We start from the raw sequence: 22,684 nt of genomic DNA, 5'->3' as shown, positions 1-22,684 counted from the left end.
CGTTTTGCCTGAATTTACTGAAACGGTGGCAAGCCGAACTGGTCGCGGTTCGCGGTCACCTTGAGTTGGAGAACAACCGCAATGTCTGACATTTTTACTTTGAACGCCGAAGTGCGTGAGGTTGCAGGGAAGGGTGCGAGCCGCCGCCTGCGTCGTGAAGGCTGGGTCCCGGCAATCATCTACGGCGGTGCTAAGAACCGTAAGCCGATGAGCCTGACTCTGAAAGAGCGCGAATTGAGCCGTGCCCTGAAAGAAGAAGCTTTCTACTCTCACGTTCTGACCATCAACATTGGTGACAAGTCCGAACAGGCCATCCTGATGGACATTCAGCGTTCACCGGCCAAAGGCCTGCCGCTGCATGCCGACTTCGAGCGTGTCACCAAGACCACTGTGGTCCACAAGCGCGTTCCTCTGCACTTCATCAATGAAGACAAGTGCAAGGCTGTTAAACTGCAAGGCGGCAAGATCCAGCACACCGCTACCGACGTTGAAGTCACCTGCAAGGTCGGTGACCTGCCGGAATTCATCGAAGTCGATGTGGCTGATCTGGAACTGGGCGCCGTCCTTCACCTGTCCGATCTGAAACTGCCGAAAGGCGTGACACTGACCGAATTGAACAAAGGTGAGTCTCACGACGTACCGGTCGTCAGCATCGCTAAGCCGGCCGGTGTCGACAGCGCTGATGAAGATGACGACGCTGAAGCAGAAGCCGACAGCGAAGAGTAAGACCCGCCCGCGTGAGACACGCGTGCAAAATAAAAGGGCCTGCGGGCCCTTTTTTTAGTTAGGACACACAGATGGCAGCCTTAAAACTCATCGTCGGCCTGGGTAACCCCGGCGCTCAATATGACCGCACCCGGCACAACGCCGGATTCGACTACGTTGATGAACTGCTGGCCAAAGCCGGTGGTCAATGGCAGCTGGACAGCAAATACCAAGCGGAAATGGCTAAAGTGATGCTCGGCGGACGCACCGTCTGGCTGATGAAGCCAATGACCTTTATGAACCGCTCCGGTCAAAGCGTCGCCACCTTCGCCAACTTCTATAAGATCGACGCCCAGCAAATACTGGTAGCGCACGACGAACTTGATCTGTCGCCCGGTGTTGCCCGCTTCAAACTCGGCGGCGGTCATGGCGGCCACAACGGCTTGCGCGATATCATCGCTCGCCTGGGCAACATCAAAGATTTTTATCGCCTGCGCCTGGGCATCGGCCATCCGGGCTCTGCACCGGAAGTGGTCAATTACGTACTGGGCAAGGCGCACCCTGACGACCAGATCCGGCTGGCTCGCGCGATTGATGCGGCCATTGCCGAGACCGATAAAGTGGTCGCCGGGGACTGGCAAAAAGCCATGAATAAATTGCATCAATTTCAGGCCGACTGACGGCCAGAACTTATTTCGGGAGAACTGTTATGGGCATTAAATGTGGCATCGTCGGCCTGCCTAACGTCGGCAAATCGACTCTGTTCAACGCCCTCACCCAGGCTGGCATCGATGCCGAAAACTTTCCGTTCTGCACCATTGAACCAAACACGGGTGTGGTACCGGTTCCTGACCCGCGTCAGGATCAGATTGCCGGCATCATCAAACCGGAAAAAACCATTCCCACCACCATGGAATTTGTCGACATCGCCGGCTTGGTTGCCGGTGCGTCCAAAGGTGAAGGCCTGGGCAACCAGTTCCTCGCCAACATCCGCGAAACCGATGCCATCGCGCATGTAGTACGTTGCTTCGAAGACGACAACGTCATCCACGTGGCCAACAAGATCGACCCGATCAGCGACATCGAAGTGATCAACACCGAACTCGCCCTGGCTGATTTAGACGCGGTGGAAAAGCAGCTGCTGAAATTGCAGAAAAAAGCCAAGGGTCAGGATAAAGAAGCAGTGCGTCAGGTGGCGGTGCTAGAGAAAATCAAACCGGCCCTGGACGACGCCAAACCGATTCGCAGTGTTGAACTGAGCGACGACGAAAAAGCTGACCTGAAACCGTTTTTCTTTTTAACCACCAAACCGACGCTGTACATCGCCAACGTCGATGAAGACGGTTTCGAGAACAACGAACACCTCGACCGGGTCCGCGCCATTGCAGCCGAAGAAAACGCCGAAGTGGTGGTGATCTGCAACAAACTCGAAGCCGAAATTGCCGAGCTCGATGACGAAGAAAAAACCGAATTCCTCGCCGATCTCGGCATGGAAGAACCCGGCCTGAACCGTGTCATTCGCGCCGCCTACAAACTGCTCGGCTTGCAAACTTACTTCACCGCCGGCCCGAAAGAAGTGCGCGCCTGGACGGTCAAAGTCGGCGCGACTGCACCGCAAGCCGCGGGCGTCATTCACACCGACTTCGAAAAAGGCTTTATCCGCGCTGAGACCGTTGGCTACGACGACTTCGTGCAATACAACGGCGAATCCGGCGCCAAAGACGCAGGCAAATGGCGTTTGGAAGGCAAGGAATACATCGTCAAAGACGGCGACGTGATGCATTTCCGGTTTAACGTCTGATCTCTTTTTCAGATCAAAAAAAAGCGGCCCTTGAGCCGCTTTTTTTTCAGTCGTCGTTCAACGCTTCCACCGACGACGAACCACTGACACTCTGGCTCACTAACGGCTGCCCGCGATAACGCACACGCGTTGAACCGCTGCTGCGGATGTCGATGCTTTCCTCGGCCCAGATGGTGACTCGGGAACTGCCCGAGGTGGCGATGTCGACGTGGCGCGCCAGCAAATCGCTGCCTTCCAAACGAACCGAACCTGAGGTACGAATCTCAAGCTGATCGACCAGTCCGGTGGCGGTAATCTCGGCGCTGCCGGAAGACCGCAGGGTCAGTAACGAGGCTTCGACGCGCATGTCCACCTCTGCCCTGCCCGACACGGACAACGTCAGTTCATTGCCCCGCAGTTCATCGGCTGTAATGGACATGGCGCCGCTGACACCCAGATGTTCCAGCTCATTCACATAGAGCGTATACACCGGGCGACTGTCTGAAGCGATATAGACATGCCGTTGCGGTCCGGCTTTAAGGCGGTCATCGCTGATGTTGATGCTGAGGGCTTCCTGCACATTGCGCGCGGCCGAGACCACCAGCACGGAATCATCAGATGGCAGAATTCGCACCTCTCCCCGGCCGGAAAAATACACTCGCTCAATGCCATTTAATTCGTAGCGCTGCTCAACAACAGGCCCTTTTCCCTGAACCCTTGTCTGGTTTGCACAGGCGGATAAAAACATCGCACTGAACAGGCCGATGCCGATGGCAAGCGCGCGATACAATGCAGAAGAAACGAAGGCGTTGTTCAAAAGACTGTCCTTTTTACGGTGATTCACTCGTTCTGACCTTTGCCAAGGTTGTGCCAACTGCCACGGCATCGCTGAAAACCGCCTACTGGCCGCCTTAGCCGTGTGAATAGCCACACCCTTCAGGTCAAATCTGGTCAATTTGCTCATTATTATTCGCCATCGCGACCAAATCATCGTTCAAGCGCGTCGATGTCTTGTTGTTCGTTTAAGACCGGCCTAGGTTAATGGCCGTCGAAAGCCAACCGATAACAATAATGACAAATTTGTTCGACACCATCATCGTCGGCGGCGGTTCCGCCGGTGCTGTGCTGGCCGCTCGCTTATCGGAAGACCCGGGTCATCAGGTGCTGCTGATTGAAGCCGGCGGCAACGGCCGCAGCGCTTTGATCCAATGGCCCATTGGCATCGCGCTCAGTGTCCCGACAAAGCTGCACAACTGGGCTTTTGATACCGAACCCCAGGCGGCCTTAAACGGACGACGCGGTTACCAGCCGCGCGGCAAGGCTTTGGGTGGCAGCAGCGCCATCAATGCCATGATCTACACACGCGGCCACCACGACGATTACAACGACTGGGCGCAGCTGGGCTTAACCGATTTCAGCTGGAAAGAGGTGCTGCCCTGGTTTCGCTACAGTGAAAACAACGGCCGTTGCGCCGACGCTTTCCACGGCCAGGACGGACCGTTGGCGGTGAATGATCTGCGTTATCCAAACCCGGTCGTCGATGCCTTTATTGCCGCCGGGCAACAAGCCGGCTGGTCGCACAACCACGACTTTAACGGCGAGGTTCAGGAAGGCGTGGGTCGCTATCAGGTCACCCAACGCAACGGCCGCCGCTGCAGTGTTGCCAGCGCCTATCTGCACCCCATTACAAAACGCCCGAACCTGACCATTCTGACACGCACCCGGGCTACTCAATTGCTGCTGGGCGACAGTCGAGTAACGGGCGTGCGCATACAACGCGGTCGCTCCGCGCCGCAAGACCTCCTATGCCGACGCGAGGTCATTCTCAGCGCAGGCGCTTTTCAATCGCCGCAACTGTTGATGCTCTCGGGCATCGGCCCGAAAGACGAGCTGGAACGCCATGGCATCGACGTAAAACTGGAACACTCTGAGGTTGGAGCCAATCTTCAGGACCACCTCGATTTTCTCAGCAGCTGGCGCAGTTCATCGTCACGCCTGGTCGGTTACAGCCTGACTGGTTTAGCACGACTGCTAATGGACTTGCCAAAACTGGCAAGAGGCCGAGGCATCTGGACCACCAACGGCGCCGAAGCGGGCGGTTTTATCAAAACCCACCCTAACCTCGACCGCCCCGATATCCAGCTGCACTTTCTGATCAGTCCGGGCGATGACCACAATCGGCGCCCACACTACGGCCAGGGATTCAGCTTACATGCCTGCCAACTGCGACCCTATTCGCGTGGCCGGGTGGGCTTGCACAGTGCCCACCCCTTAGCGTCACCGCGCATCGACATGGGTTTTCTCAGCGACGATCGCGACCTGCCGGTGTTGCTGGCGGGGGTTAAACAAGCGCGTCACATCATCCAGCAAAGCGCCATGGATCAATTTCGCGGTCAGCCGTTTTTTGTGGCCGATAACGCCAGTGATGAAGCGTTAATCGCTGCTATACGCCAGCGTGCCGACACCATTTATCACCCGGTGGGCAGTTGTCGGATGGGGATGGATGCGCAGGCTGTGGTCGATCAACGGTTTCGGGTGAAGGGCGTAGACGGGTTAAGAGTGGTCGATGCCAGCGTGATGCCAACGCTGATTGGCGGTAACACCAATGCCCCAACCGTCATGCTGGCCGAGCGAGCCGCCGCTTGGATAGCAAGCGGTGAGTGAGGCTTATTCTTTCCACACCCAGCGCACCGGCTCGCCAAAGTCGTCGTAAATCCATTCTTTGCGTGGACGACGGCGCTTGGTGTTGGCGGGCGCGGCTTTCTTGTGTTTACGCGAATCGATGGCAGCGAGTACTTCCGGCACCGGGGTGCGCGATGACTTGGGTTCATCGCTGGGTGAGGCGTGAAACGGATTGCTCCAGGGTTTGTTGGCTTCCAACCCTGAGCGACCACGGTCCACCCACTCGATCTCGCCGCCTTCACGCAGAAAGGCTTCGACCTGGTCTTCCAGGTCATGACGGATGTCTTTTTTGCTGGGGGGTCGTTTCACCACCGCCCTCGCGTTTCGCCAACATTAACGAGTCAGTATAACAGGGCCCTGGCGCTATCGGCTAAACCGGATCACCTCAGGCTAAACCACCGGTAAAACGACGCGGACGGAAGGCGGTCATCTCCACCGCCGGTTCTTCGCCAGCGACTTGCTGAGCGATGATTTCGGCACTGCCCATGGCCAACGTCCAACCCCAGGTGCCGTGGCCGGTGTTGTAGTAGACATTGCTCTGCCGACCCAGACCAATGGCTGCCGGGCCATCGGGCGTCATCGGACGAAAGCCGGCCCAGGGTTCGGCTTTATCCCACTGGGCCGCTCCGGGGAAGCGTTTTTCCAGACTGTCCCGTATGGAGTTCAGGCGACGCGGCAACAGACGCCGATCGAAATCAGCCAGTTCCGCAAAACCGGTGACGCGCACCCGATCACCCAAACGAGTGATGGCGACTTTGCGGTTTTCATCAATGAGCGTCGATTGCGGCGCACGAGCCGTAACGGCAACCGGCGCGGTCAGCGAATACCCTTTCACCGGATAAATGGGCAGATGCACGCCCAGCGAAAACGCCAGTTCGCGGCTGCCACAACCGGCACACAGAACAAAGGCATCGGCGTTAAACCATTGCTCACCATCGGGGCCGTTCAGTTGTACCGAATGCAGCGTCTTATCGTCGGTGCGCAGATGCGTGGCTTCCGTGCGATAACGAAATTGCACACCGGCGGCCGCCGCGCGTTCAGCCAACCGTTCGGTAAAACTCTGGCAGTCGCCGGTGCCGTCACCGGGCACCAGTAAACCGCCTGCGATATCGGGCGACAAACCCGGTTCCTGAGCACGGGTTTCATCCGCGTCAAGCCAGCGGTTTTCAATGCCCAGGCGCGTTAAGTGGTCGCCAATATCCAGCAGTTCACGTTTGTCGTCGTCGGTGTCCGCCAGCTTCAATAAGCCGCGGTGGCCGCCGTCAAAATCGAACGGTTCGGCGTCTTCGAGCGCCAGAAACTGCTCGCGGCTGAATTGCGCCAGCCGCAACATGGCATCGTGGTTGCGCCGATAAAGGGCGGGCTGCCCGGCAAAGCGACTCATGCCGACCAGAAACTGAATCATCCGACCGGACGGCGGTAACTTCAGCTTCAGGGGTCCTTCACTGCGCAACATCGATGGCAGCGCCTGACGAATCATCGACGGAGAAGCCCAGGGCGAGACATGACCGTAAGACCGCTGACCGGCGTTGGCGTAACTGGTTTCCAACGCTGCGGCGCTGGCTTTGTCGACAACAGTGACCTCATGGCCACGCCGGTGCAGCGTCCAGGCGGTAGTGACACCAATCACACCGGCGCCAATGATCAAAATTTTCATAACAGCCCCTGACAGCCCCTTCGCAGTTCAAGATAAGCCATTAGCCTATCGATCATTAATCCCTCCGGATAGAGCCAGTTGCCCGCACCAACAAGCCCTTCTGTCCCGACATCATGCGGCTACAGGATGTAACAATTGGACAGAGCGTAGCCGGGCTGCCATTCTATAAAATCCATTGTCGGCGACTGTGGTGCCCTATGGACCCGAACCAGCAGTTCATCGAATACCATCAAGCGTTGATGAAGCTGTGCCATGACAAAGCGTTTATTCAGGATACCCGCCGTAACAAGCTGAGCGCTTTGACCTCACTGTGCGCCTCGTTACTAAATGTTGGCCGGGTCAGCGTGTGGTGGCTGCAAAGCGGTGGCGATGATTTGGAAAGTGAAATTCTTTATCAATTGGGTGAAGGCCACAACTTCGATCCCAACTACCTGACACGCCTGGGCAATCCGGCGTATTTCGATGCCTTGATGAAAGCGCGTATCATTGATGCCCGCAATGCCCGCCAAGACCCACGCACCCAAGCGTTCAACGACCATTACCTGATTCCAACCGGCATACACGCCATGCTGGATGCACCCATCTTTGATGCCGGCCAACTGAGCGGCGTCATCTGCCTGGAAGCGCTGGAGCCGCGCGACTGGTCACTGGCGGACATTTCTCTGGCCACCGCCATTGCCGACACCATCAGCCTGATCAACACGCACGAAGCCTGGTCGCAGTCCCAACAGCAACTTGATTACGTCACCCATTTCGACAGCCTGACGGGCCTGCCCAACCTCAATTCGATGCGTGATCGTCTGCATCACATCACTCGGCAGGAAGCGCCTTTTGCGCTGCTGTGGATTGATCTGGATCGGATCAAGGCGATCAACGATGGCATGGGGCAAATGATCGGCAATCAAATCATTGGGGAGGTGGCGAATCGCTTGCGGCATTTGTCGATTCCCGGCAAAGACAAAATTGCCCGCGTCGGTGGCGACGAATTTGTCATGCTGATTCGTCGGCAAACCGATGAATCGCACCTGCGACATCTGACTCAAAGCATTCTCAATACCCTGGCCGCGCCGATGCAATTGCACGACCAGTTGCTGGCCATTACAGCGTCCATTGGTGTCAGCATCTGGCCTGCTGATGGTCAAGACAGCGATACTCTGCTCAAACACGCCGAAGCGGCGATGTATCACGCCAAGGAACAAGGGCGTGGCCAAGCGCAATTGTTTAACCGCTCCATTTCAGCCGATGCGCGCTCGCGTTTTCAACTGGAATCGCAGCTGCGTGAGGCGATTCGCAACCAGCAACTGGACGTTCACTATCAGCCCATCGTTCGCGCCAGTGACGGCCATTTGATGCAACTGGAGGCTCTCGTTCGCTGGAACCACCCGACGCATGGTTTGTTGCCACCGATCCGTTTTCTCGACCTGGCGCGCTCCGCTGGCTTACTGCCCGATTTAGGCATGGCGGTCATGCATCGCGCTTGCCATCACCTGCGTCAGGCGCAACAAGCTGGCATGAATCTGCCACAGCTGGCGATCAATCTGGCGCCGGAACAACTGCTCGACCCACTCCTGCCCGAGCAATTAAAAGAGGTGTACGAAGCCTACGGTTTGAACGGCGAGTGCTTTGATTTTGAAGTAACCGAAGACGTCATCAAGGCCGATACCGAAATCCTGCGCAACCTGCTGAAACAACTGGTCGACATGGGTTCGGGCTTATCTATCGACGATTTCGGCACCGGCTACTCATCGCTGGCGCGGCTGAAACATCTGCCCTTTGCCAAACTGAAAATCGATCGTTCCTTCGTTAAGGAACTGCCCAGTGACCGCGACGACTGCGCCATCACGCTGTCGATTTTGGGGTTGGCGCGCGGCCTGGGAATGGCCGTGGTCGCCGAAGGTGTGGAAACCGAAGACCAGGAACGCTGGCTGACCGAACAAGGCTGCGATTTCCTGCAGGGTTATCGTTACAGCCGGCCGGTTCCGTTCGATCAATTGCTGATGACGGTCATCAAAGACGCCGGCTGATGACGATGCTGCGCGCTCAGTGCCCGCGTAATTCAAACAACAAGGCATCGACCGACGTGGCGGTTTCGAAGCTGAGCCGGTCTTCTTCCGCAATGTAAGCGCCATCACCGGCACTCATGGTCACACCATTGACGCTGAGCTCACCGTGAGCAACCTGCAGGTAATACAGCCGGTCTTTTGCCGTGGTGAAGCTTTGCGCCTCTTGCTCCAATCGCACCTGATACAGGCTGGCATCCTGACGGATAGCCAGCGAACCTTCACTGCCGTCGGGTGAAACGATCCTGTTGATGCCACTCAAGGCGGAAAAATCCTGCTGCGCATAACTCGGTTCAACACCAGCGACATTGGGCAACACCCAGATCTGCAGGAAATTCAGCCGCTCGCTTTGCGAAGCATTGTATTCACTGTGCATCACGCCACTGCCAGCGCTCATCACCTGCACTTCGCCGGCTTTAAGTTGCGACACATTGTTCATGGTGTCGCGATGGGCGATGGTGCCTTCGAGCACGTAGGTGATGATTTCCATATCGCGATGACCGTGAGTATCAAAGCCGCTTCCCGGTGCTACCCAGTCGTCATTGATGACGCGCAAATCGGAAAAACCCATGTAATTCGGGTCGTAATAATTGGCGAACGAAAAACTGTGGTGCGAATCCAGCCAGCCGTGTTGAGCATGGCCGCGTTGATTGGCGAGACGCACTCTGATCATGATGACCTCCCATCAAATGCTGCGTTCCGGTATCGACGCCGGAACCCTGGATGGAAGCAATATAGAGGCTTACGGAACGCAAGCCTAACGGAGCTTTTCGGCGTTATCGTTCAGTTTCACTGACCGAACGCGGATACGGCACACACAAGGGTTTGCCACCCATCGGCTCGGCCAGAATGCGGCTATCCACCGCAAAAACGTCGGCGATATTGGCCGGAGTTAATACCTGCTCCGGCGTGCCATCAGCAAAGACGGCACCGTTGTTAAACAACACCAGACGATCGGCGTAACGTGCGGCCAGATTGAGGTCGTGCAAGACCACCAGCGTGGTCTTTTTATGGTCGCTGTTCAGCCGACGAATTTGTTCCAGCACATCAATCTGATGGGTAATGTCGAGATGATTCGTTGGCTCATCAAGAATGGCGTAAGGCGTATCCTGCGCCAACACCATGGCAAAGAAGGCACTTTGACGCTGACCACCGGACAGTTCTGCCACCGGCCGATCACGAAGATGCTCAATACCGACGGTGGCAATGGCCTGATCAATCAGCTCAACATCACGCGCCGAACGGAACCCCAGTAACGACTGATGCGGTGCACGGCCATAACCGACCATCTGCTCCACACTGATGCCCGTCGGCACCAGGGGTTCCTGCGGTAAAAAAGCCAACGTCCGGGCGACCGCTTTGGGCGAACTGGACAACACATCCAGCCCATCCACGTTGATGCGTCCACTGCGCGGCTTCAATAAGCGCGCCATGGTTTTCAGCAGCGTCGATTTGCCACAGCCATTGGGGCCAATAAAGACAGTGATTTCGCCCTCGCGAATGGTTAAATCGATGTTATTGATCACCGCCGGATTGCGGCCATAACCGGCACTGACGCCGGACAACACAATACTCATCCGTCCTGCTCCGAAGCGGTGGTTAACATGATGTAAACGAAAAATGGCGCGCCCAGCAGCGCCGCCAGAATGCCGGCGGAAACTTCCAATGGCGGCGCAATGGCGCGGCCCAGTCCGTCAGCCAGCGACACCAGCAACATGCCGGTTAACGCAGACGTCGGTAACAACCAGCGATGCGAACCGCCAACCAGGCGCCGGGCAATGTGCGGCGCCATCAAACCGATAAATCCCATGACGCCGACTACGGCAACCGAAACACTGGCCAGTACTGTCGCCACGGCCAATAACGCCAGACGCAACAACGGCACTCGGATGCCCAAACCGGTGGCAGAGGCATCCCCCAGACTCAGCAGATCGAGCCGGTAGGTCAGCACCAGCGCCAAGGCCGCGAAAATCATAAGCGGAGCAACACTGACCGATACATGATCCCAGTTGCGCCCCCACAACGACCCGGTCAGCCAGATCAGTGGCGCGGAACGTTCGGCGTCGCTCGAAGTCACCAGCAGATAATCAACACCCGCTTCAAACACCAGACCGACGGCCACCCCGATCAACGCCAAATGCGCCGGCGACAAGGTACGAAAATGCGCCACCAGCATGACAATACCGGCGGCCGATAAGCCACCCAAACAGGCGGTCACCGGCATCCAAGCGGGCGGCAAATCCGGCAGTAAGCTGACCAGCAACACCGCGAACAAGGCGGCGCCGGAATTGATGCCGATAATGCCCGGACTGGCCAGTGGGTTACGGATGACCGCCTGAATGATGGCACCCGATAACGCCAGCGCACCGCCGGCCAGCAGCGCCAAAACCACGCGCGGCAGACGCGATTTCAAAATAATGTAACGTTGCTGATCGCCATCGAGATTCAACAGCGTATTGACGATGACATCGACCGGCACCTTCACCGCGCCAACGCCCAGGCTCCAGATCGCCGACGCCAGCGTCAGCGCTGCCAGCAGTGCCACCAGACTGGCTCGACGCCGATAGATGCCCTGCCCAGGGGTCATGCCAGCCTCCGCGCCGTTAGTGTTGCATAGAGAAAATACGGCGCACCGATCAAGGCGCAGACCACGCCCAGAGGCGTTTCATAGGGAAAGCGCACCAGCTTGGAAACCGCATCGGCCAGCACCAGCAACGCACCGCCGCCCAACGCCACGGCCGGCACCAGCGCGCGATGATTTTGCCCAAACCAGAACCGGCACAGATGCGGCACCACCAGCCCAACAAACATCACTGGCCCAGCCACCGCCACGCTGGCACCGGTCAACACGGCGGCCAAGGCAGCGCCTAAAAAGCGCACCCGGCGTGGGTCGATGCCCAGCCCCTGAGAAGCACCGTCGCCCAGCGCCAGCACATTAAACCCGTGCGCCAGCAAAAGGCTGCCCAACACCCCGGCGAAGGACCAGGCGATCAGCGGTAGCACCTGTTGCACTGACACCGACGAAATATCGGCCGACACCCAGTTAATCACCAGGCGCGACAAATCATCATCGAGGGTGTAGGTAAAGCGCACACAGGCATAGCTGAAGGCTCCGACGGCAACGCCAGCCAGAATCAAACGAATGGAGTCGAGCCGGCCACCCAGACCTCCGGCAATGGCAAAGGTGACCAAGCCCGCCAGTGCGGCGCCGAGAATCGCCATCAAATCCAGCGGTACGCCCGCCAGAAACGGCAGTACCACGGCCAGCGCGACACCCAGTGACGCCCCTTGATTGATGCCGAGAATGGATTCCGAGGCCAGTGGGTTGCGGGTTACAGCCTGCAAAGCCAGGCCCGCCAATGCCAGGTTAACGCCGACGAACAGCGCCACCAGCGTGCGCGGCAACCGCAGATCGATCACCGCCGAACGCGCTAGCGAACCATCGTCGACCCACAGCAGGCTGAGAATGTTGGACAGGTGAATATCGCCGCGCTGACCTAACGTCAGCGACCAGAGCGCGGCCGCAACGACGACCGCAATCAGCAATACATATCGAACCGCGAGCGGCACTCAGCGCTCGATCTGCGCCATGATGTCGACCAGGCTGGCAGCGCTGGCTTCAGACGCAATCACACCGCGCAGACGCGACCAGTTGTGCGCCTCAATATCGAACAACCAACCCGACTGAATGGCCTTGAGGTTGTCGAACAACGGCTGCCCTACCCACTCATCGGTCAAACCCGGATCGGCGTATTTGCCGCGAACCAGAATGTCAGGATTGAGCACCGACAGCTGTTCCAGCGAGGTCTGCACAATGGCATCGGAATAGGTGTCGCCATCGGTGGCGGTCATTTCCGTTTCAAAGCCGAACCAGCTCAGCAGCGAGCCGTTATAGCTTGTTGGCGAATGCAGATAAATGCCACGGCCATTGTCGATAAAAAACTGAATCGATAAGCCGGAAACATCGCCCAGCTGGGCTTTGTAGTCCGACATCAGCGCGCGATGTTCTGCCAGACGCTCGCTCATCTGCGCATCACGGCCAACGGCGTGAGCAATGGTCGCAGCCGATTCCAGCGCCACATCGTAAGTACCGGTCAGGCTGTCGAACACCAGCGTCGGAGCAATATCGCTCAGCGAGCTGTAGATGGCACTGTGACGATTCTTATCGGCGATGATCAGGTCTGGCTGCAACGACGCGATGATTTCCAGGCTGGGTGATTTACGGGTACCGACAGACACCCAGTCGTCACCAATGATGTCGGTGTAAGCCTGAACGATGCGGTCACGGCTGTTGTCATCGGCGATACCGACCGGTGCCACACCCACGGCTGCCAGACTGTCGACGAAGCTGTATTCAAGCACCACGATACGTTCGGGGTTTTCCGGCACATCGGTCGTGCCCAGTTCGTGGTCAATTTCAACGGCATGGGCGGAAGTCACCATGGCCAATAATGACGCGGTCATGCCCAAACGAGCGATTACGTTACGCACTGTGTTATCTCCATGATTCAACAGCCGAGTCGACCCATCGAACCCTGAGGTTATTGTCGACTTGAGTCAGCGATGGCGCCGTTGCCAGACGGAGTAAACCCAAGGCAACCGCTAAGATTGGAGCCGGATAATAACGAGGCACAACCGCAAAAACAATTGATAAGCATTCTTATAAATATGAAAAATGCCAACAGGCTTGTTGAGGCGAGCAATCTAAAACCACAACGAAAAAAGCCCGGCTCTTTCGAGCCGGGCTTTCCTCTAATTGGTAGCGGGGGCAGGATTTGAACCTACGACCTTCGGGTTATGAGCCCGACGAGCTACCAGACTGCTCCACCCCGCAATAAACCTTACTGTTGAGATACCTAACGATCACGCGTTGGGTCGGCCTCATAAGCCGAAGGTCGTTGGACTCCCTTCGACTTTTGCGGTGTGGGAGCCCGACGAGCTACCAGACTGCTCCACCCCGCAATAAACCGTTGTGAAGGTTTTAAAAACCGGCGTCTGGGCGCCTCCCTTCAACGGCTGCGAATACTAATGACGAGGTGTTGTAGTGTCAACTAACTTTTTGATTTTTTTCAATTTTTCCCGTTAAGCCACGCTTGTCGGGCCGCCTGCATTCTCACGGCCAGGCGGTCGTAGTCAGCACGCGCGACCGGGCCACAAGCCAGCCAGTCGAGCACGGTCTGATCAATACGCTGCTGATCAACCGTCTGCCCTAACCCACCCGCCAGACGTTGCACCTGCAATTCCATGCGCAGATTTTTATCATCCGCCGGACTGTCGACTTGCGCCAAGGCTTCGAGCTCTACCGTCTGGCGATGAAGTTGATCCCGCGCCTGTGACGTCGCCGGCTGCCGCCACACGCTTAGCTGATCCGCCAGGCGATCGGCACCAGATGGCAGCGACATGGCCCGGAATGCGTCGAGCAAAGCGTCATCGTTACTGTCTTCAAAGCGTGCACGCGAGACCCAATCGATTAATGCTTGCCAGTGCTGATCTTTATTGTGACGTTTTTGCCCACGACAGGCGGCATCGAACTGTTTCTGGGCTTTGTTAAAGCGTTCCTGCAATGTTTTTTGTTGCGTTTTGGGCAGCGCACCCAACCCCCGAAATTGCGCTTTAAGCGCATCAGCCTGAGACTTCTCTGCCAATGGTTGATCGGCTTTGGACAGCGCCTCCAATTGTTCAATCAACGCGTCGGCCTGACGTCGATGGTCATCCAACTCAGCTTTGAACGCCTCTACCTGCTGACCCCGGCGCTCAAATAATTCGTCGCACACTACTCGGAAAGCCTTCCACAACTGTTGTTCATCGCGACGCGCCAAGGTGCCGACTTGCTGCCATTCTTTTTGCAAACGTTTGGCCGCTTCGGTGGCTTTGCGCGTGTCGGTTTCATCCAGTAGCGTGCGAGCGCGTTCAATGATGGCTTCTTTAGCACGACGAAAATCGCCCTGTTCATCCTGTAATTGATGACGCAGTCGTTTGATGACCGCGTCGAAGGCTTTTTGCACGCCCTTATTGGCGGCGCGTTCGACCGGAGAAAACCGACGCCACTCCTGACGCGCCATGTTCATCACCTGATCGAGCTCTTTGATGTCCACGGCGCTGCTGCGAATCAGCGCTTCGTATTGTTTGAGCTGCTCCACCAATTCGCGCCGTTTTTGCAAGTTCAGGCTGCGCAGTTTGCTTTGCTCGTTAAAGTATTCACGGCAGGGTTCATACGCCTGCTGCGCCAAGGCATGAAAGGTCTCCCACAATTCCTGATGCTGATTTTGCAAACCTCGGCTGAGCTGACGCCATTCATCCTGCAGGGTGCGAATGGTTCGTGCGCGATCCTGTGGGTCCATGGATTGACCGATCAGGGTACGCATGCGCTCGATCAGCGCTTCTTTTTTGGGCTGCACGGCAAAGCTCTGCCAGTCGCGCAATTGCTCAACCGCGGCCCGTGTCTCCTCCAATTGACGAAACAATCCGGGATGCGCCACCTGGGTCAGGCGCGCCAGTTCGTCCTCGACGCCGTGCAGCAAACCGGAGGCGCGGCGCAGGTGGCCTTCGTTCACGGCTGCCATACAACGACGCATCAACGCCCGTGCATGTCGGACCGCCTGCACTTCAGCCTGATGGTGTTCGGCCAGTTGATCATGATGACGCGCCAGGGCTTGTTCCACGCGGGCTTTGAGCTGCGGTGCCGGTGAGTCTTCAGGCCAGTCGAGTTCGTGCAGCCATTCATCCAGCGCCTGCGCTTCGGCGTTCATGGTTTCCGGCGAGGTTTCCAAACGGTCCAGCAGGGCTGGCATTGGCCCAAAGCGCTGGCTGATGGACGCCTGATGCGACAGCGCCGTTTCAAACGCCGTGCACAGCCGATGGAACGCCCGCTCTTCCGATTTCCCCGGTCGTGTTAGCTGTTCCGTTTCACGCCATTGATGTTGCTGGTCGGTCAGAAAATGCTGAGCATCGCGCAGAGCTTCCTCGTCGATATCCAGCGCATCGGTACGCTCACGCAGTTCCTCGACAAGGCGAGCCACAATCATTTCACGGTTTGGGTCGATTTTGTTCGGTTCGTCCGTCGCCTCTTGGGTGTCGGTGGGGTCGGTGGCGTCGGTTTGGGTCGTTTCGCTCGAGGGTTGTATGCGCGCCTGGGCGGTTTGCCAGGCGTGTTCAAAGCGTTGCTGCCAGTGTTCGTCGGCATGTTGCCGACACTGCTGCCACTGATCCTGGAAAGCGGTCAGTTTGCCTGCATAGAGCGGATCCAGTGTCGCTTGAGCGTGGCGCTCCATTCGCTCGACCAGATGATGCGCCTGCGCCTGTTCGGCCTGGTGTTCGCGAACGCGGGCGCGCTGGGCGTCGAGTTTGTCACGGGCGATGCGATACACCGCTTTATCGTGCCCTTTGGCTGCGCGCGCCAACGCTTCCAGTTGTTGGCTGTCGGTTAACCGCTCAGCCGCGGCATTACGCACCTGAGCGGAAAACCCTTCCAGCGCCAGGGCGTAACAATGGTGCTCAGAGAGCCCCTCGACATCAGCCTGGTGTTGCAACTGCAGTGCAAGCTGATCGAGCTCGGTCAGCGGCAGATGTTCCAGTTCCGCGTTGTCGAGCCGGCCATCGTCGAGTCGGTTCGCCAGTTCCGCCAGCGCGGCCTGTCGTTGGCGGCGATCCTGACTGTGGCTGCGTTGTGCCAGCTCAGTCGGCTCGGCTGGATCGGGCGTGGCCGAGGTGGATTTAGCCTGGGTGTTCGAATCGTTCTTGTTATTGAACAGCTTGGAGAGCGCAGCCATGATGCCTTACCTCGTCTGGCCGGACGGCGCAACGGGTGCCCCGAATCGGCGAACAGTGCTAGGGTAGAGCCCCTTAGGTACGGCCGAAGACAGCCAGCTTTCGGCGTGGTGCCACGCAGTGTAAACCCTAACGACTTTGCCCGGAAACCATCATGACCCAGCCATCGAGCTTTCTCTGGTACGACTATGAGACCTGGGGAATTCAGCCGCGTCGCGACGGCATTGCGCAGTTTGCCGCGGTGCGCACTGATGCCAACTTAAACCTCATTGGCGATCCGGTCGATCTGAAATGCCGTCCACTGCCAGACACGGTGGTGTCGCCCGATGCGGCCTTGGTGACCGGCCTGAACCCGGCCGACTGTGATCGCACCGGTCTCAGCGAATGGCAATTCGCCGAGCAGATTCAACAACTGATGGCTGAACCGGGCAGTTGTGTGACTGGCTACAACTCGCTGCGGTTTGACGATGAATTCAGCCGTCATCTCTTTTATCGCAACCTCCTCGACCCTTACAGCCGCGAATGGCGCAACGGCAACAGCCGTTGGGATCTGCTCGATGTTGTGCGCCTGACTTACGCGCTTCGCCCTCAGGGCATTGAATGGCCCACGCACGAAGACGGCACACCGTCGTTCAAGCTGGAACAGCTGACGGCTGCGAATGGCATTGAACACGGCAACGCTCACGATGCGGTCAGCGATGTGCTCGCCACCATTGAATTGGCGCGTTTGATTCGACGCCACCAACCCAAGCTGTTCGACTACGCGCTGGAGCTGCGCACCAAGGCGGCTGTTCGTCGGCAACTGAAGTTCGATGAGCGCGAGCCGCACCTGCACGTCAGTGGTCGCATTCCGGCAGCGCGCGGTTGTCTGGCGGTGGAATTGCCGTTGATCGAACACCCGGATCGGCGCAATGAGATCATCGTGCTCGATTTAACCGACGACCCCAGCTGGTTGCTCGATCACAACGCTGACCAACTGCGTGACTGGTTATACACCCCCAACGACGATCTGCCCGAGGGCATTGCGCGCGTGCCGTTGCGCACCCTGCACCTGAACCGCAGCCCGATGGTCGCGCCCTACGCCATGCTCGATGACGAGGTGGCACAACGCCTGGGCGTTGATCGCGATGCCATTGAACGCCATCGCGCCATCGTCGATCGCTGGCATGATCTGGTCACTCTGGCGCGCGATGTGTTTCGTGACGAAGACCGCGCGCCCTTTATCGACCCCGAACACGCTCTTTATGCCGGCTTTATCGACGATCACGATCGCGGCATTTTAAACCGCATCCGCGCCAGCACCGACCGCCCCGAGGCCTGGCCCGGACTGGCCGAAGACTTACACGATGACCGTCAGCAAACCCTGGTGTTTAACGCCCGTGCTCGCCACTTCAGCGATAGCCTGAGCGCCGCCGACGCAGCGCAATGGCGCGATCAGGTCAAACGCAACCTGACCGAGGCCGACTGGGGTTCCAGTCTGAGCTGGCAACAGGCGTTTGATCGAACCGAGGAGTTGCTGCAGGAACAGCCGGAATCGGCGGTGTTACTGCAGGTGAAAGACTGGTTGGAGACGCAGCGCCAGCAATGGCTGGCCGAAGCCAAAGAATCCACAAAGGCGAGCAAAAAGACCGCCTCTACGGCCGAACCGGCCGACACCGGTCACGAACAGCTGGGTTTGTTTGACGAGTAGCGTGGCGTCAGGACGCCCGACCCTGCGGATAGAAAATCAGATTATGCAGCCAGGCGGGCTGCTCGGCTGAATCGTTGCGGTAACCGTGGGGCTGATCGGCCTTAAAGCGCCACACATCGCCCGGCCCCAACCGGTGCCAATCGCCATCGCTGAGCACTGACAGCCAGCCACTGATCACTATGACGTGCTCCACCACCCCCCGCTCATGCGCTTCGGATTCGCGCACGCAACCCGGCGCCAGCTCCAGTTCCAGTAACTCAGAGCGCAAATTGGCATCGAACGGAATCAACGATCGCACACGAATGCCGCTGCCCGCCGGCTCCAGTCGTTTGTCGCCGTTGTAAGCAGGGCTCGTCAATGGCGCCATCAACTGAGAAAAGGACAGCTCGTAGCCACGCGCCAACTTCCACAGGGTGTTGAGTGTCGGGCTGGATTCGCCGCGCTCGATTTGCCCCAGCATGGCCTTGCTGACACCCGTTGCGGCGGCGGCTGCATCCAGGCTCCAGCCGCGGCTTTGGCGCAGGGCTTTTAAGCCGGTGGTGAGTTCGTTGGTCATCGGGCAGCCTTGCTTGTGCGTTATAACGCACGATGCTAGAGTTCGGCGCATTGTACGTTATAACGCACAGCCGAACCAAAACTCGCGGTGCTATAGAGGAGTGCCCATGCTCAGAGATTTTTCCGCGGCCAGCATCAGTGCGGGTTTCGTCGCTGTTTTGGTCGGTTTCAGCAGTTCGGCGGTGATCATCTTTCAGGCAGCGTCCGCCGCTGGTACTGACGCCGCCCAGGCGGGTTCCTGGCTGTGGGCGCTTGGTCTGGGCATGGGCATTACCTCCATCGGGCTGTCGCTGCAACATCGGCTACCGCTGGTTACCGCCTGGTCCACGCCCGGGGCGGCCGTGCTGGCGGTCAGTCTGGGGGATTTCTCGCTGGGTCAGGCTATCGGCGCTTTTATCGCTATGGGCGTGTTGATACTGCTCGCGGGTTTAAGCGGCCAGGCAGAAAGACTGAGCCGCCAACTCAGCCCGGCCATTGCTGGCGCCATGCTCGCCGGAGTGCTGTTGCCCTTTGGTCTGGACGCCTTTGCCGCGCTGAATGACGCGCCCTTGCTGTCGGGTACGATGGTGGTGAGCTACTTTCTGGCCAGGCTCTGGGCGCCACGCTTTGCGGTGTTGATCGTCGCTGCGCTCGGCCTGGTATTGGCGCTGGGGCTGAATCAAGTGGTCACCGACCAATGGCAGTGGGCATTGGGTCAGCCGGTCTGGCAAGGACCGCAGTTTTCCTGGCAAGCGCTGCTGTCGCTGACGCTGCCGCTGTTTCTGGTCACCATGGCCTCGCAAAACCTGCCTGGCATCGCCACCTTGACGGCGGCCGGTTATCTCTCACCCACCTCGTCGATGCTGAAGTGGACCGGCGCGACTACCACAGTGCTGGCGCCCTTTGGTGCCTTTGCGTTGAACCTGGCCGCTATCACTGCGGCTATCTGCATGACCGAGGACGCCCATCCCGACAAGCGCAAACGCTATACGGCTGCGGTATCGGCAGGCTTTTTCTATATCTTGCTGGGGGTCATGGCCGCAACAGTGGTCGCTTTTTTCGAATCGGTGCCGCCGGCTTATCTGGCGACGCTGGCCGGGCTGGCCTTACTGCCGACACTGGGTTCGGCACTGGTGATGGCCTTGCAGGATGACAGCGAACGCGAAGCGGCGCTGGTGACGCTCTTGGTCACCACCGCCAACGTCACGCTCTTTGGCATTGGCGGCGCGTTTTGGGGACTGGTGTTTGGCTATCTGGTGCGCAGCCGCCAGCCCCTGCTAAAGCGCTTAACGAACCGTTAGGCTTTTTCTTTTCCCTTCAGAAAGGCTTCAGCGGCGCGCTTAAACTCGTCGCTTTTCAGCCGTTTCATAAATTGCTGAGCTTCGTCGTCGATGGCGTTAAGAATAAAGCTCATATAGCTCTGCTTCATCAGCCTCTTGGTCGCCTGGATCGCCTCCGTCGGCTGGGCGGCCAATAACTGTGCCTGCTGATTGGCGGCGTTGAGGTAATTTTCGTCACCAAAAACGGCGTTGATCAGCCCGGCCTGCAAGGCTTCCTGTGGTCCAAACGACTTGCCCAGCATCAGCCATTCGGCCGCTTTGTTGTGGCCCACACGCAACGGCAGCAACACGGACGAAGCAAACTCCGGCACCAACCCCAGGTTGACGAACGGCAGTTGGAAAACGGCGCTGTCACCGCTGTAGACCAAATCGCAGTGCAGTAACAAGGTGGTACCAATACCGACCGCCGGCCCATTCACTGCAGCGACAACGGGCTTGGGGAAATCCGCCATGGTTTTCAAAAACTTCATCACCGGCGATTCGTCGTCGAACGGCTTTTCCAGAAAATCGTTCAGGTCGTTACCGGCGGTAAAGCAGAATTTCTGGCCCGACAACAACACGACCTTGGCGTCGTCATCAAACTTGGCTTCGTTGAATACACGGTGCAGCTCGACATACATCGCTTCAGTCAGGGCGTTGCGCTTCTCCGGCCGATTCAAGGTCAGTTCGAGCACACCGTTGTTTAAACGCTGAATAATCTCTGTCATGGCGAAGGTCCTCACTGCATTTTTGTCCGTTCAATTTAAACAAACGTTTGAATTTTGCAAAGTTGGGACTTTGTTTCGCACTGTAAAGCCAGGTGGCCAGCCACACCGTTCCGCTGTGGAAACCCTATGTATCCTAGCGGTAACCACTTGGTATAACTCCGATTCCTGCCATTTTGGTGTACACTTCGCCGCCATCGCCCACGGCCAGGAGACCTTCATGACGGCTATCAAACAGGACGACCTTATCCAGAGTGTCGCCGACGCCCTCCAGTTTATTTCCTATTACCACCCTCAGGATTTTATTCAGGCCATTCACGCCGCCTACGAGCGTGAAGAAAGCCAGGCCGCCAAAGACGCCATGGCGCAAATTCTGCTCAACAGCCGCATGTGTGCCGAAGGCCACCGACCGATCTGCCAGGACACCGGCATCGTCACCGTCTTTCTGAACATCGGCATGAATGTCCGTTTCGACGACGCCACCATGGGCGTTGAAGACATGGTCAATGAAGGCGTGCGCCGCGCCTACACCCACCCGGACAACGTGCTGCGCGCCTCCGTGCTGGCCGACCCGGACGGTAAACGCCAGAACACGAAAGACAACACACCAGCGGTGATCCACACCCGTATGGTTCCCGGCGATACGCTGGAAGTGCACGTCGCAGCCAAAGGCGGTGGCAGTGAAGCCAAATCCAAATTTGCCATGCTCAATCCGTCCGATTCGATCCTCGACTGGGTGCTGAAAGTGGTACCGGAAATGGGCGCCGGCTGGTGCCCGCCGGGCATGCTCGGCATTGGCATCGGTGGTACCGCCGAGAAAGCCATGCTGATGGCGAAAGAATCTTTGCTGGAACCGATCGACATCAACGAGCTGAAAGCGCGCGGCCCACAAAACCGGGGCGAAGAGTTGCGTCTGGAAATTTTCGACGGCGTGAACAAGCTGGGCATCGGCGCTCAAGGTCTGGGTGGCTTGACCACCGTGCTGGATGTGAAAGTGATGGAAGCGCCGACGCATGCGGCCAACAAGCCCGTAGCGATCATCCCCAACTGTGCCGCCACCCGTCATACTCACTTCAAGCTCGACGGCACTGGCCCGGCGGACCTGAAACACCCACGTCTGGAAGACTGGCCGGACATCGTCTGGGACGCCGGCCCCACGGCGCGCAAGGTCAACCTGGACACACTGACCAAAGACGAAATGCTGGCATGGCAACCGGGCGATACATTGCTGCTGAACGGCAAGATGTACACCGGTCGCGACGCGGCGCACAAGCGCATGGTCGATATGATCAACAAAGGCGAAGAACTGCCGGTCGACCTGACCAACAAACTGATCTACTACGTGGGCCCGGTTGATCCGGTACGCGACGAAGTGGTCGGCCCCGCTGGCCCGACGACCGCCACTCGCATGGATAAGTTCACCGACACCGTGCTCGAACACACCGGTTTAATCGGTATGGTCGGCAAGGCTGAACGCGGCCCCATTGCCATCGAAGCCATCGCCAAACACAAGGCGAGCTATCTGATGGCCGTCGGCGGTGCCGCTTATCTGGTGTCCAAAGCGATTCGTAACGCCAAAGTCGTTGCTTTCGAAGACCTAGGTATGGAAGCCATCTACGAATTCGACGTTGTCGATATGCCGGTCACCGTCGCCGTTGATACCAACGGCGATTCAGTCCACAAAACCGGTCCGCAACAATGGGCGGCGAAGATTTTGGCTAAAGAAGTTGGGTGAAACGGAAGACGCTTAACGGGAAATGCGAGA

19 protein-coding genes and 1 tRNA gene are annotated in these 22,684 nt (G+C 58.0%); 8 read left to right on the top strand and 12 right to left on the bottom strand.

Annotated elements, in window-relative coordinates; all coding sequences use genetic code 11:
* Positions 1 to 81 precede the first annotated feature (81 nt).
* The 3 genes from BGP77_RS11360 to ychF all read left to right on the top strand — a co-directional run bounded on the left by BGP77_RS11360 (position 82) and on the right by ychF (position 2,506).
* Positions 82 to 726, top strand: a complete 645-nt coding sequence (locus tag BGP77_RS11360) for a 50S ribosomal protein L25/general stress protein Ctc (protein ID WP_108164850.1) — start codon at positions 82 to 84, stop codon at positions 724 to 726.
* Between the two features lie 71 nt (positions 727 to 797).
* Complete coding sequence (pth, locus tag BGP77_RS11355; protein WP_108164849.1) at positions 798 to 1,385, top strand: aminoacyl-tRNA hydrolase; 588 nt, start codon at positions 798 to 800, stop codon at positions 1,383 to 1,385.
* A 29-nt stretch (positions 1,386 to 1,414) separates the two neighbouring features.
* Positions 1,415 to 2,506, top strand: a complete 1,092-nt coding sequence (gene ychF, locus BGP77_RS11350; RefSeq protein ID WP_108164848.1) for a redox-regulated ATPase YchF — start codon at positions 1,415 to 1,417, stop codon at positions 2,504 to 2,506.
* 46 nt (positions 2,507 to 2,552) lie between these two features.
* Here the strand turns inward: ychF and BGP77_RS11345 are convergent, their stop codons facing one another.
* Positions 2,553 to 3,302 (bottom strand): head GIN domain-containing protein, encoded by a 750-nt coding sequence (locus BGP77_RS11345; RefSeq protein ID WP_158269350.1) that lies wholly within the window; start codon positions 3,300 to 3,302, stop codon positions 2,553 to 2,555.
* A gap of 254 nt (positions 3,303 to 3,556) precedes the next feature.
* Here BGP77_RS11345 and BGP77_RS11340 point away from each other — a divergent pair, with 254 nt between their 5' ends.
* Entirely contained in the window at positions 3,557 to 5,149 is a 1,593-nt protein-coding gene (locus BGP77_RS11340) for a GMC family oxidoreductase (protein ID WP_108164846.1), read from the top strand.
* A 3-nt stretch (positions 5,150 to 5,152) separates the two neighbouring features.
* Here BGP77_RS11340 and BGP77_RS11335 read toward each other — a convergent pair whose 3' ends face one another.
* Together BGP77_RS11335 and BGP77_RS11330 are read right to left on the bottom strand one after the other, a co-directional pair.
* On the bottom strand, positions 5,153 to 5,476 hold the full coding sequence (locus BGP77_RS11335) for a hypothetical protein (RefSeq protein ID WP_199224265.1): 324 nt from the start codon (positions 5,474 to 5,476) through the stop codon (positions 5,153 to 5,155).
* A 76-nt stretch (positions 5,477 to 5,552) separates the two neighbouring features.
* Positions 5,553 to 6,824: a D-amino acid dehydrogenase gene (locus BGP77_RS11330; RefSeq protein WP_108164844.1), complete on the bottom strand. Its 1,272-nt coding sequence runs from the start codon at positions 6,822 to 6,824 to the stop codon at positions 5,553 to 5,555.
* Positions 6,825 to 7,021: 197 nt separating this feature from the next.
* Between BGP77_RS11330 and BGP77_RS11325 the strand changes: the two genes are divergently transcribed.
* The gene (locus BGP77_RS11325) at positions 7,022 to 8,848 is read left to right on the top strand and encodes an EAL domain-containing protein (RefSeq protein WP_108164843.1); all 1,827 of its coding nucleotides are present in this window, start codon (positions 7,022 to 7,024) and stop codon (positions 8,846 to 8,848) included.
* 16 nt (positions 8,849 to 8,864) lie between these two features.
* Here the strand turns inward: BGP77_RS11325 and BGP77_RS11320 are convergent, their stop codons facing one another.
* From BGP77_RS11320 to BGP77_RS11285, 7 genes are all read right to left on the bottom strand, one after another.
* On the bottom strand, positions 8,865 to 9,557 hold the full coding sequence (locus BGP77_RS11320; protein ID WP_108164842.1) for a pirin family protein: 693 nt from the start codon (positions 9,555 to 9,557) through the stop codon (positions 8,865 to 8,867).
* 103 nt (positions 9,558 to 9,660) lie between these two features.
* Positions 9,661 to 10,461 carry an ABC transporter ATP-binding protein gene (locus BGP77_RS11315; RefSeq protein ID WP_108164841.1) on the bottom strand — a complete coding sequence of 267 codons (801 nt, stop codon included), beginning with the start codon at positions 10,459 to 10,461 and terminating at the stop codon, positions 9,661 to 9,663.
* Positions 10,458 to 11,471, bottom strand: coding sequence for an iron ABC transporter permease (locus tag BGP77_RS11310; protein WP_108164840.1), 1,014 nt, complete (start codon positions 11,469 to 11,471; stop codon positions 10,458 to 10,460). Before BGP77_RS11310 ends, BGP77_RS11315 begins: the two co-directional genes overlap by 4 nt.
* Entirely contained in the window at positions 11,468 to 12,454 is a 987-nt protein-coding gene (locus tag BGP77_RS11305) for an iron ABC transporter permease (RefSeq protein WP_233252347.1), read from the bottom strand. Before BGP77_RS11305 ends, BGP77_RS11310 begins: the two co-directional genes overlap by 4 nt.
* Positions 12,455 to 13,375 (bottom strand): Fe(3+) dicitrate ABC transporter substrate-binding protein, encoded by a 921-nt coding sequence (locus BGP77_RS11300; RefSeq protein ID WP_233252346.1) that lies wholly within the window; start codon positions 13,373 to 13,375, stop codon positions 12,455 to 12,457.
* Positions 13,376 to 13,641: 266 nt separating this feature from the next.
* Positions 13,642 to 13,718 (bottom strand) — tRNA-Met (locus BGP77_RS11290).
* Between the two features lie 235 nt (positions 13,719 to 13,953).
* Positions 13,954 to 16,653, bottom strand: a complete 2,700-nt coding sequence (locus BGP77_RS11285) for a DUF349 domain-containing protein (protein ID WP_108164838.1) — start codon at positions 16,651 to 16,653, stop codon at positions 13,954 to 13,956.
* Positions 16,654 to 16,805: 152 nt separating this feature from the next.
* On the opposite strand from BGP77_RS11285, the gene sbcB reads away from it, so the two are divergent.
* The gene (sbcB, locus tag BGP77_RS11280) at positions 16,806 to 18,341 is read left to right on the top strand and encodes an exodeoxyribonuclease I (RefSeq protein ID WP_108164837.1); all 1,536 of its coding nucleotides are present in this window, start codon (positions 16,806 to 16,808) and stop codon (positions 18,339 to 18,341) included.
* Positions 18,342 to 18,348: 7 nt separating this feature from the next.
* Here the strand turns inward: sbcB and BGP77_RS11275 are convergent, their stop codons facing one another.
* Entirely contained in the window at positions 18,349 to 18,897 is a 549-nt protein-coding gene (locus BGP77_RS11275; RefSeq protein WP_108164836.1) for a helix-turn-helix domain-containing protein, read from the bottom strand.
* 106 nt (positions 18,898 to 19,003) lie between these two features.
* Between BGP77_RS11275 and BGP77_RS11270 the strand changes: the two genes are divergently transcribed.
* Complete coding sequence (locus tag BGP77_RS11270) at positions 19,004 to 20,176, top strand: benzoate/H(+) symporter BenE family transporter (RefSeq protein ID WP_108164835.1); 1,173 nt, start codon at positions 19,004 to 19,006, stop codon at positions 20,174 to 20,176.
* Here the strand turns inward: BGP77_RS11270 and BGP77_RS11265 are convergent.
* Positions 20,173 to 20,922, bottom strand: a complete 750-nt coding sequence (locus BGP77_RS11265) for an enoyl-CoA hydratase (protein ID WP_108164834.1) — start codon at positions 20,920 to 20,922, stop codon at positions 20,173 to 20,175. The genes BGP77_RS11270 and BGP77_RS11265 overlap by 4 nt on opposite strands.
* Before the next feature lie 217 nt (positions 20,923 to 21,139).
* On the opposite strand from BGP77_RS11265, the gene BGP77_RS11260 reads away from it, so the two are divergent.
* On the top strand, positions 21,140 to 22,654 hold the full coding sequence (locus tag BGP77_RS11260; RefSeq protein ID WP_108164833.1) for a fumarate hydratase: 1,515 nt from the start codon (positions 21,140 to 21,142) through the stop codon (positions 22,652 to 22,654).
* Positions 22,655 to 22,684: the final 30 nt, after the last annotated feature.

The sequence above is a fragment of the Saccharospirillum sp. MSK14-1 genome, from assembly GCF_003054965.1.
GTDB lineage: Bacteria > Pseudomonadota > Gammaproteobacteria > Pseudomonadales > Natronospirillaceae > Saccharospirillum.
Note: the sequence above shows the minus strand (reverse complement) of the source record. Positions and strands in the feature narration are given on the sequence as shown.

Coding starts and splice junctions, on each gene's coding strand:
- BGP77_RS11360 (WP_108164850.1), top strand. CDS start 82: ATGTCTGACATTTTTACTTTGAACGCCGAAGTGCGTGAGGTTGCAGGG.
- pth (WP_108164849.1), top strand. CDS start 798: ATGGCAGCCTTAAAACTCATCGTCGGCCTGGGTAACCCCGGCGCTCAA.
- ychF (WP_108164848.1), top strand. CDS start 1,415: ATGGGCATTAAATGTGGCATCGTCGGCCTGCCTAACGTCGGCAAATCG.
- BGP77_RS11340 (WP_108164846.1), top strand. CDS start 3,557: ATGACAAATTTGTTCGACACCATCATCGTCGGCGGCGGTTCCGCCGGT.
- BGP77_RS11330 (WP_108164844.1), bottom strand. CDS start 6,824: ATGAAAATTTTGATCATTGGCGCCGGTGTGATTGGTGTCACTACCGCC.
- BGP77_RS11325 (WP_108164843.1), top strand. CDS start 7,022: ATGGACCCGAACCAGCAGTTCATCGAATACCATCAAGCGTTGATGAAG.
- BGP77_RS11320 (WP_108164842.1), bottom strand. CDS start 9,557: ATGATCAGAGTGCGTCTCGCCAATCAACGCGGCCATGCTCAACACGGC.
- BGP77_RS11315 (WP_108164841.1), bottom strand. CDS start 10,461: ATGAGTATTGTGTTGTCCGGCGTCAGTGCCGGTTATGGCCGCAATCCG.
- BGP77_RS11310 (WP_108164840.1), bottom strand. CDS start 11,471: ATGACCCCTGGGCAGGGCATCTATCGGCGTCGAGCCAGTCTGGTGGCA.
- BGP77_RS11285 (WP_108164838.1), bottom strand. CDS start 16,653: ATGGCTGCGCTCTCCAAGCTGTTCAATAACAAGAACGATTCGAACACC.
- sbcB (WP_108164837.1), top strand. CDS start 16,806: ATGACCCAGCCATCGAGCTTTCTCTGGTACGACTATGAGACCTGGGGA.
- BGP77_RS11275 (WP_108164836.1), bottom strand. CDS start 18,897: ATGACCAACGAACTCACCACCGGCTTAAAAGCCCTGCGCCAAAGCCGC.
- BGP77_RS11270 (WP_108164835.1), top strand. CDS start 19,004: ATGCTCAGAGATTTTTCCGCGGCCAGCATCAGTGCGGGTTTCGTCGCT.
- BGP77_RS11265 (WP_108164834.1), bottom strand. CDS start 20,922: ATGACAGAGATTATTCAGCGTTTAAACAACGGTGTGCTCGAACTGACC.
- BGP77_RS11260 (WP_108164833.1), top strand. CDS start 21,140: ATGACGGCTATCAAACAGGACGACCTTATCCAGAGTGTCGCCGACGCC.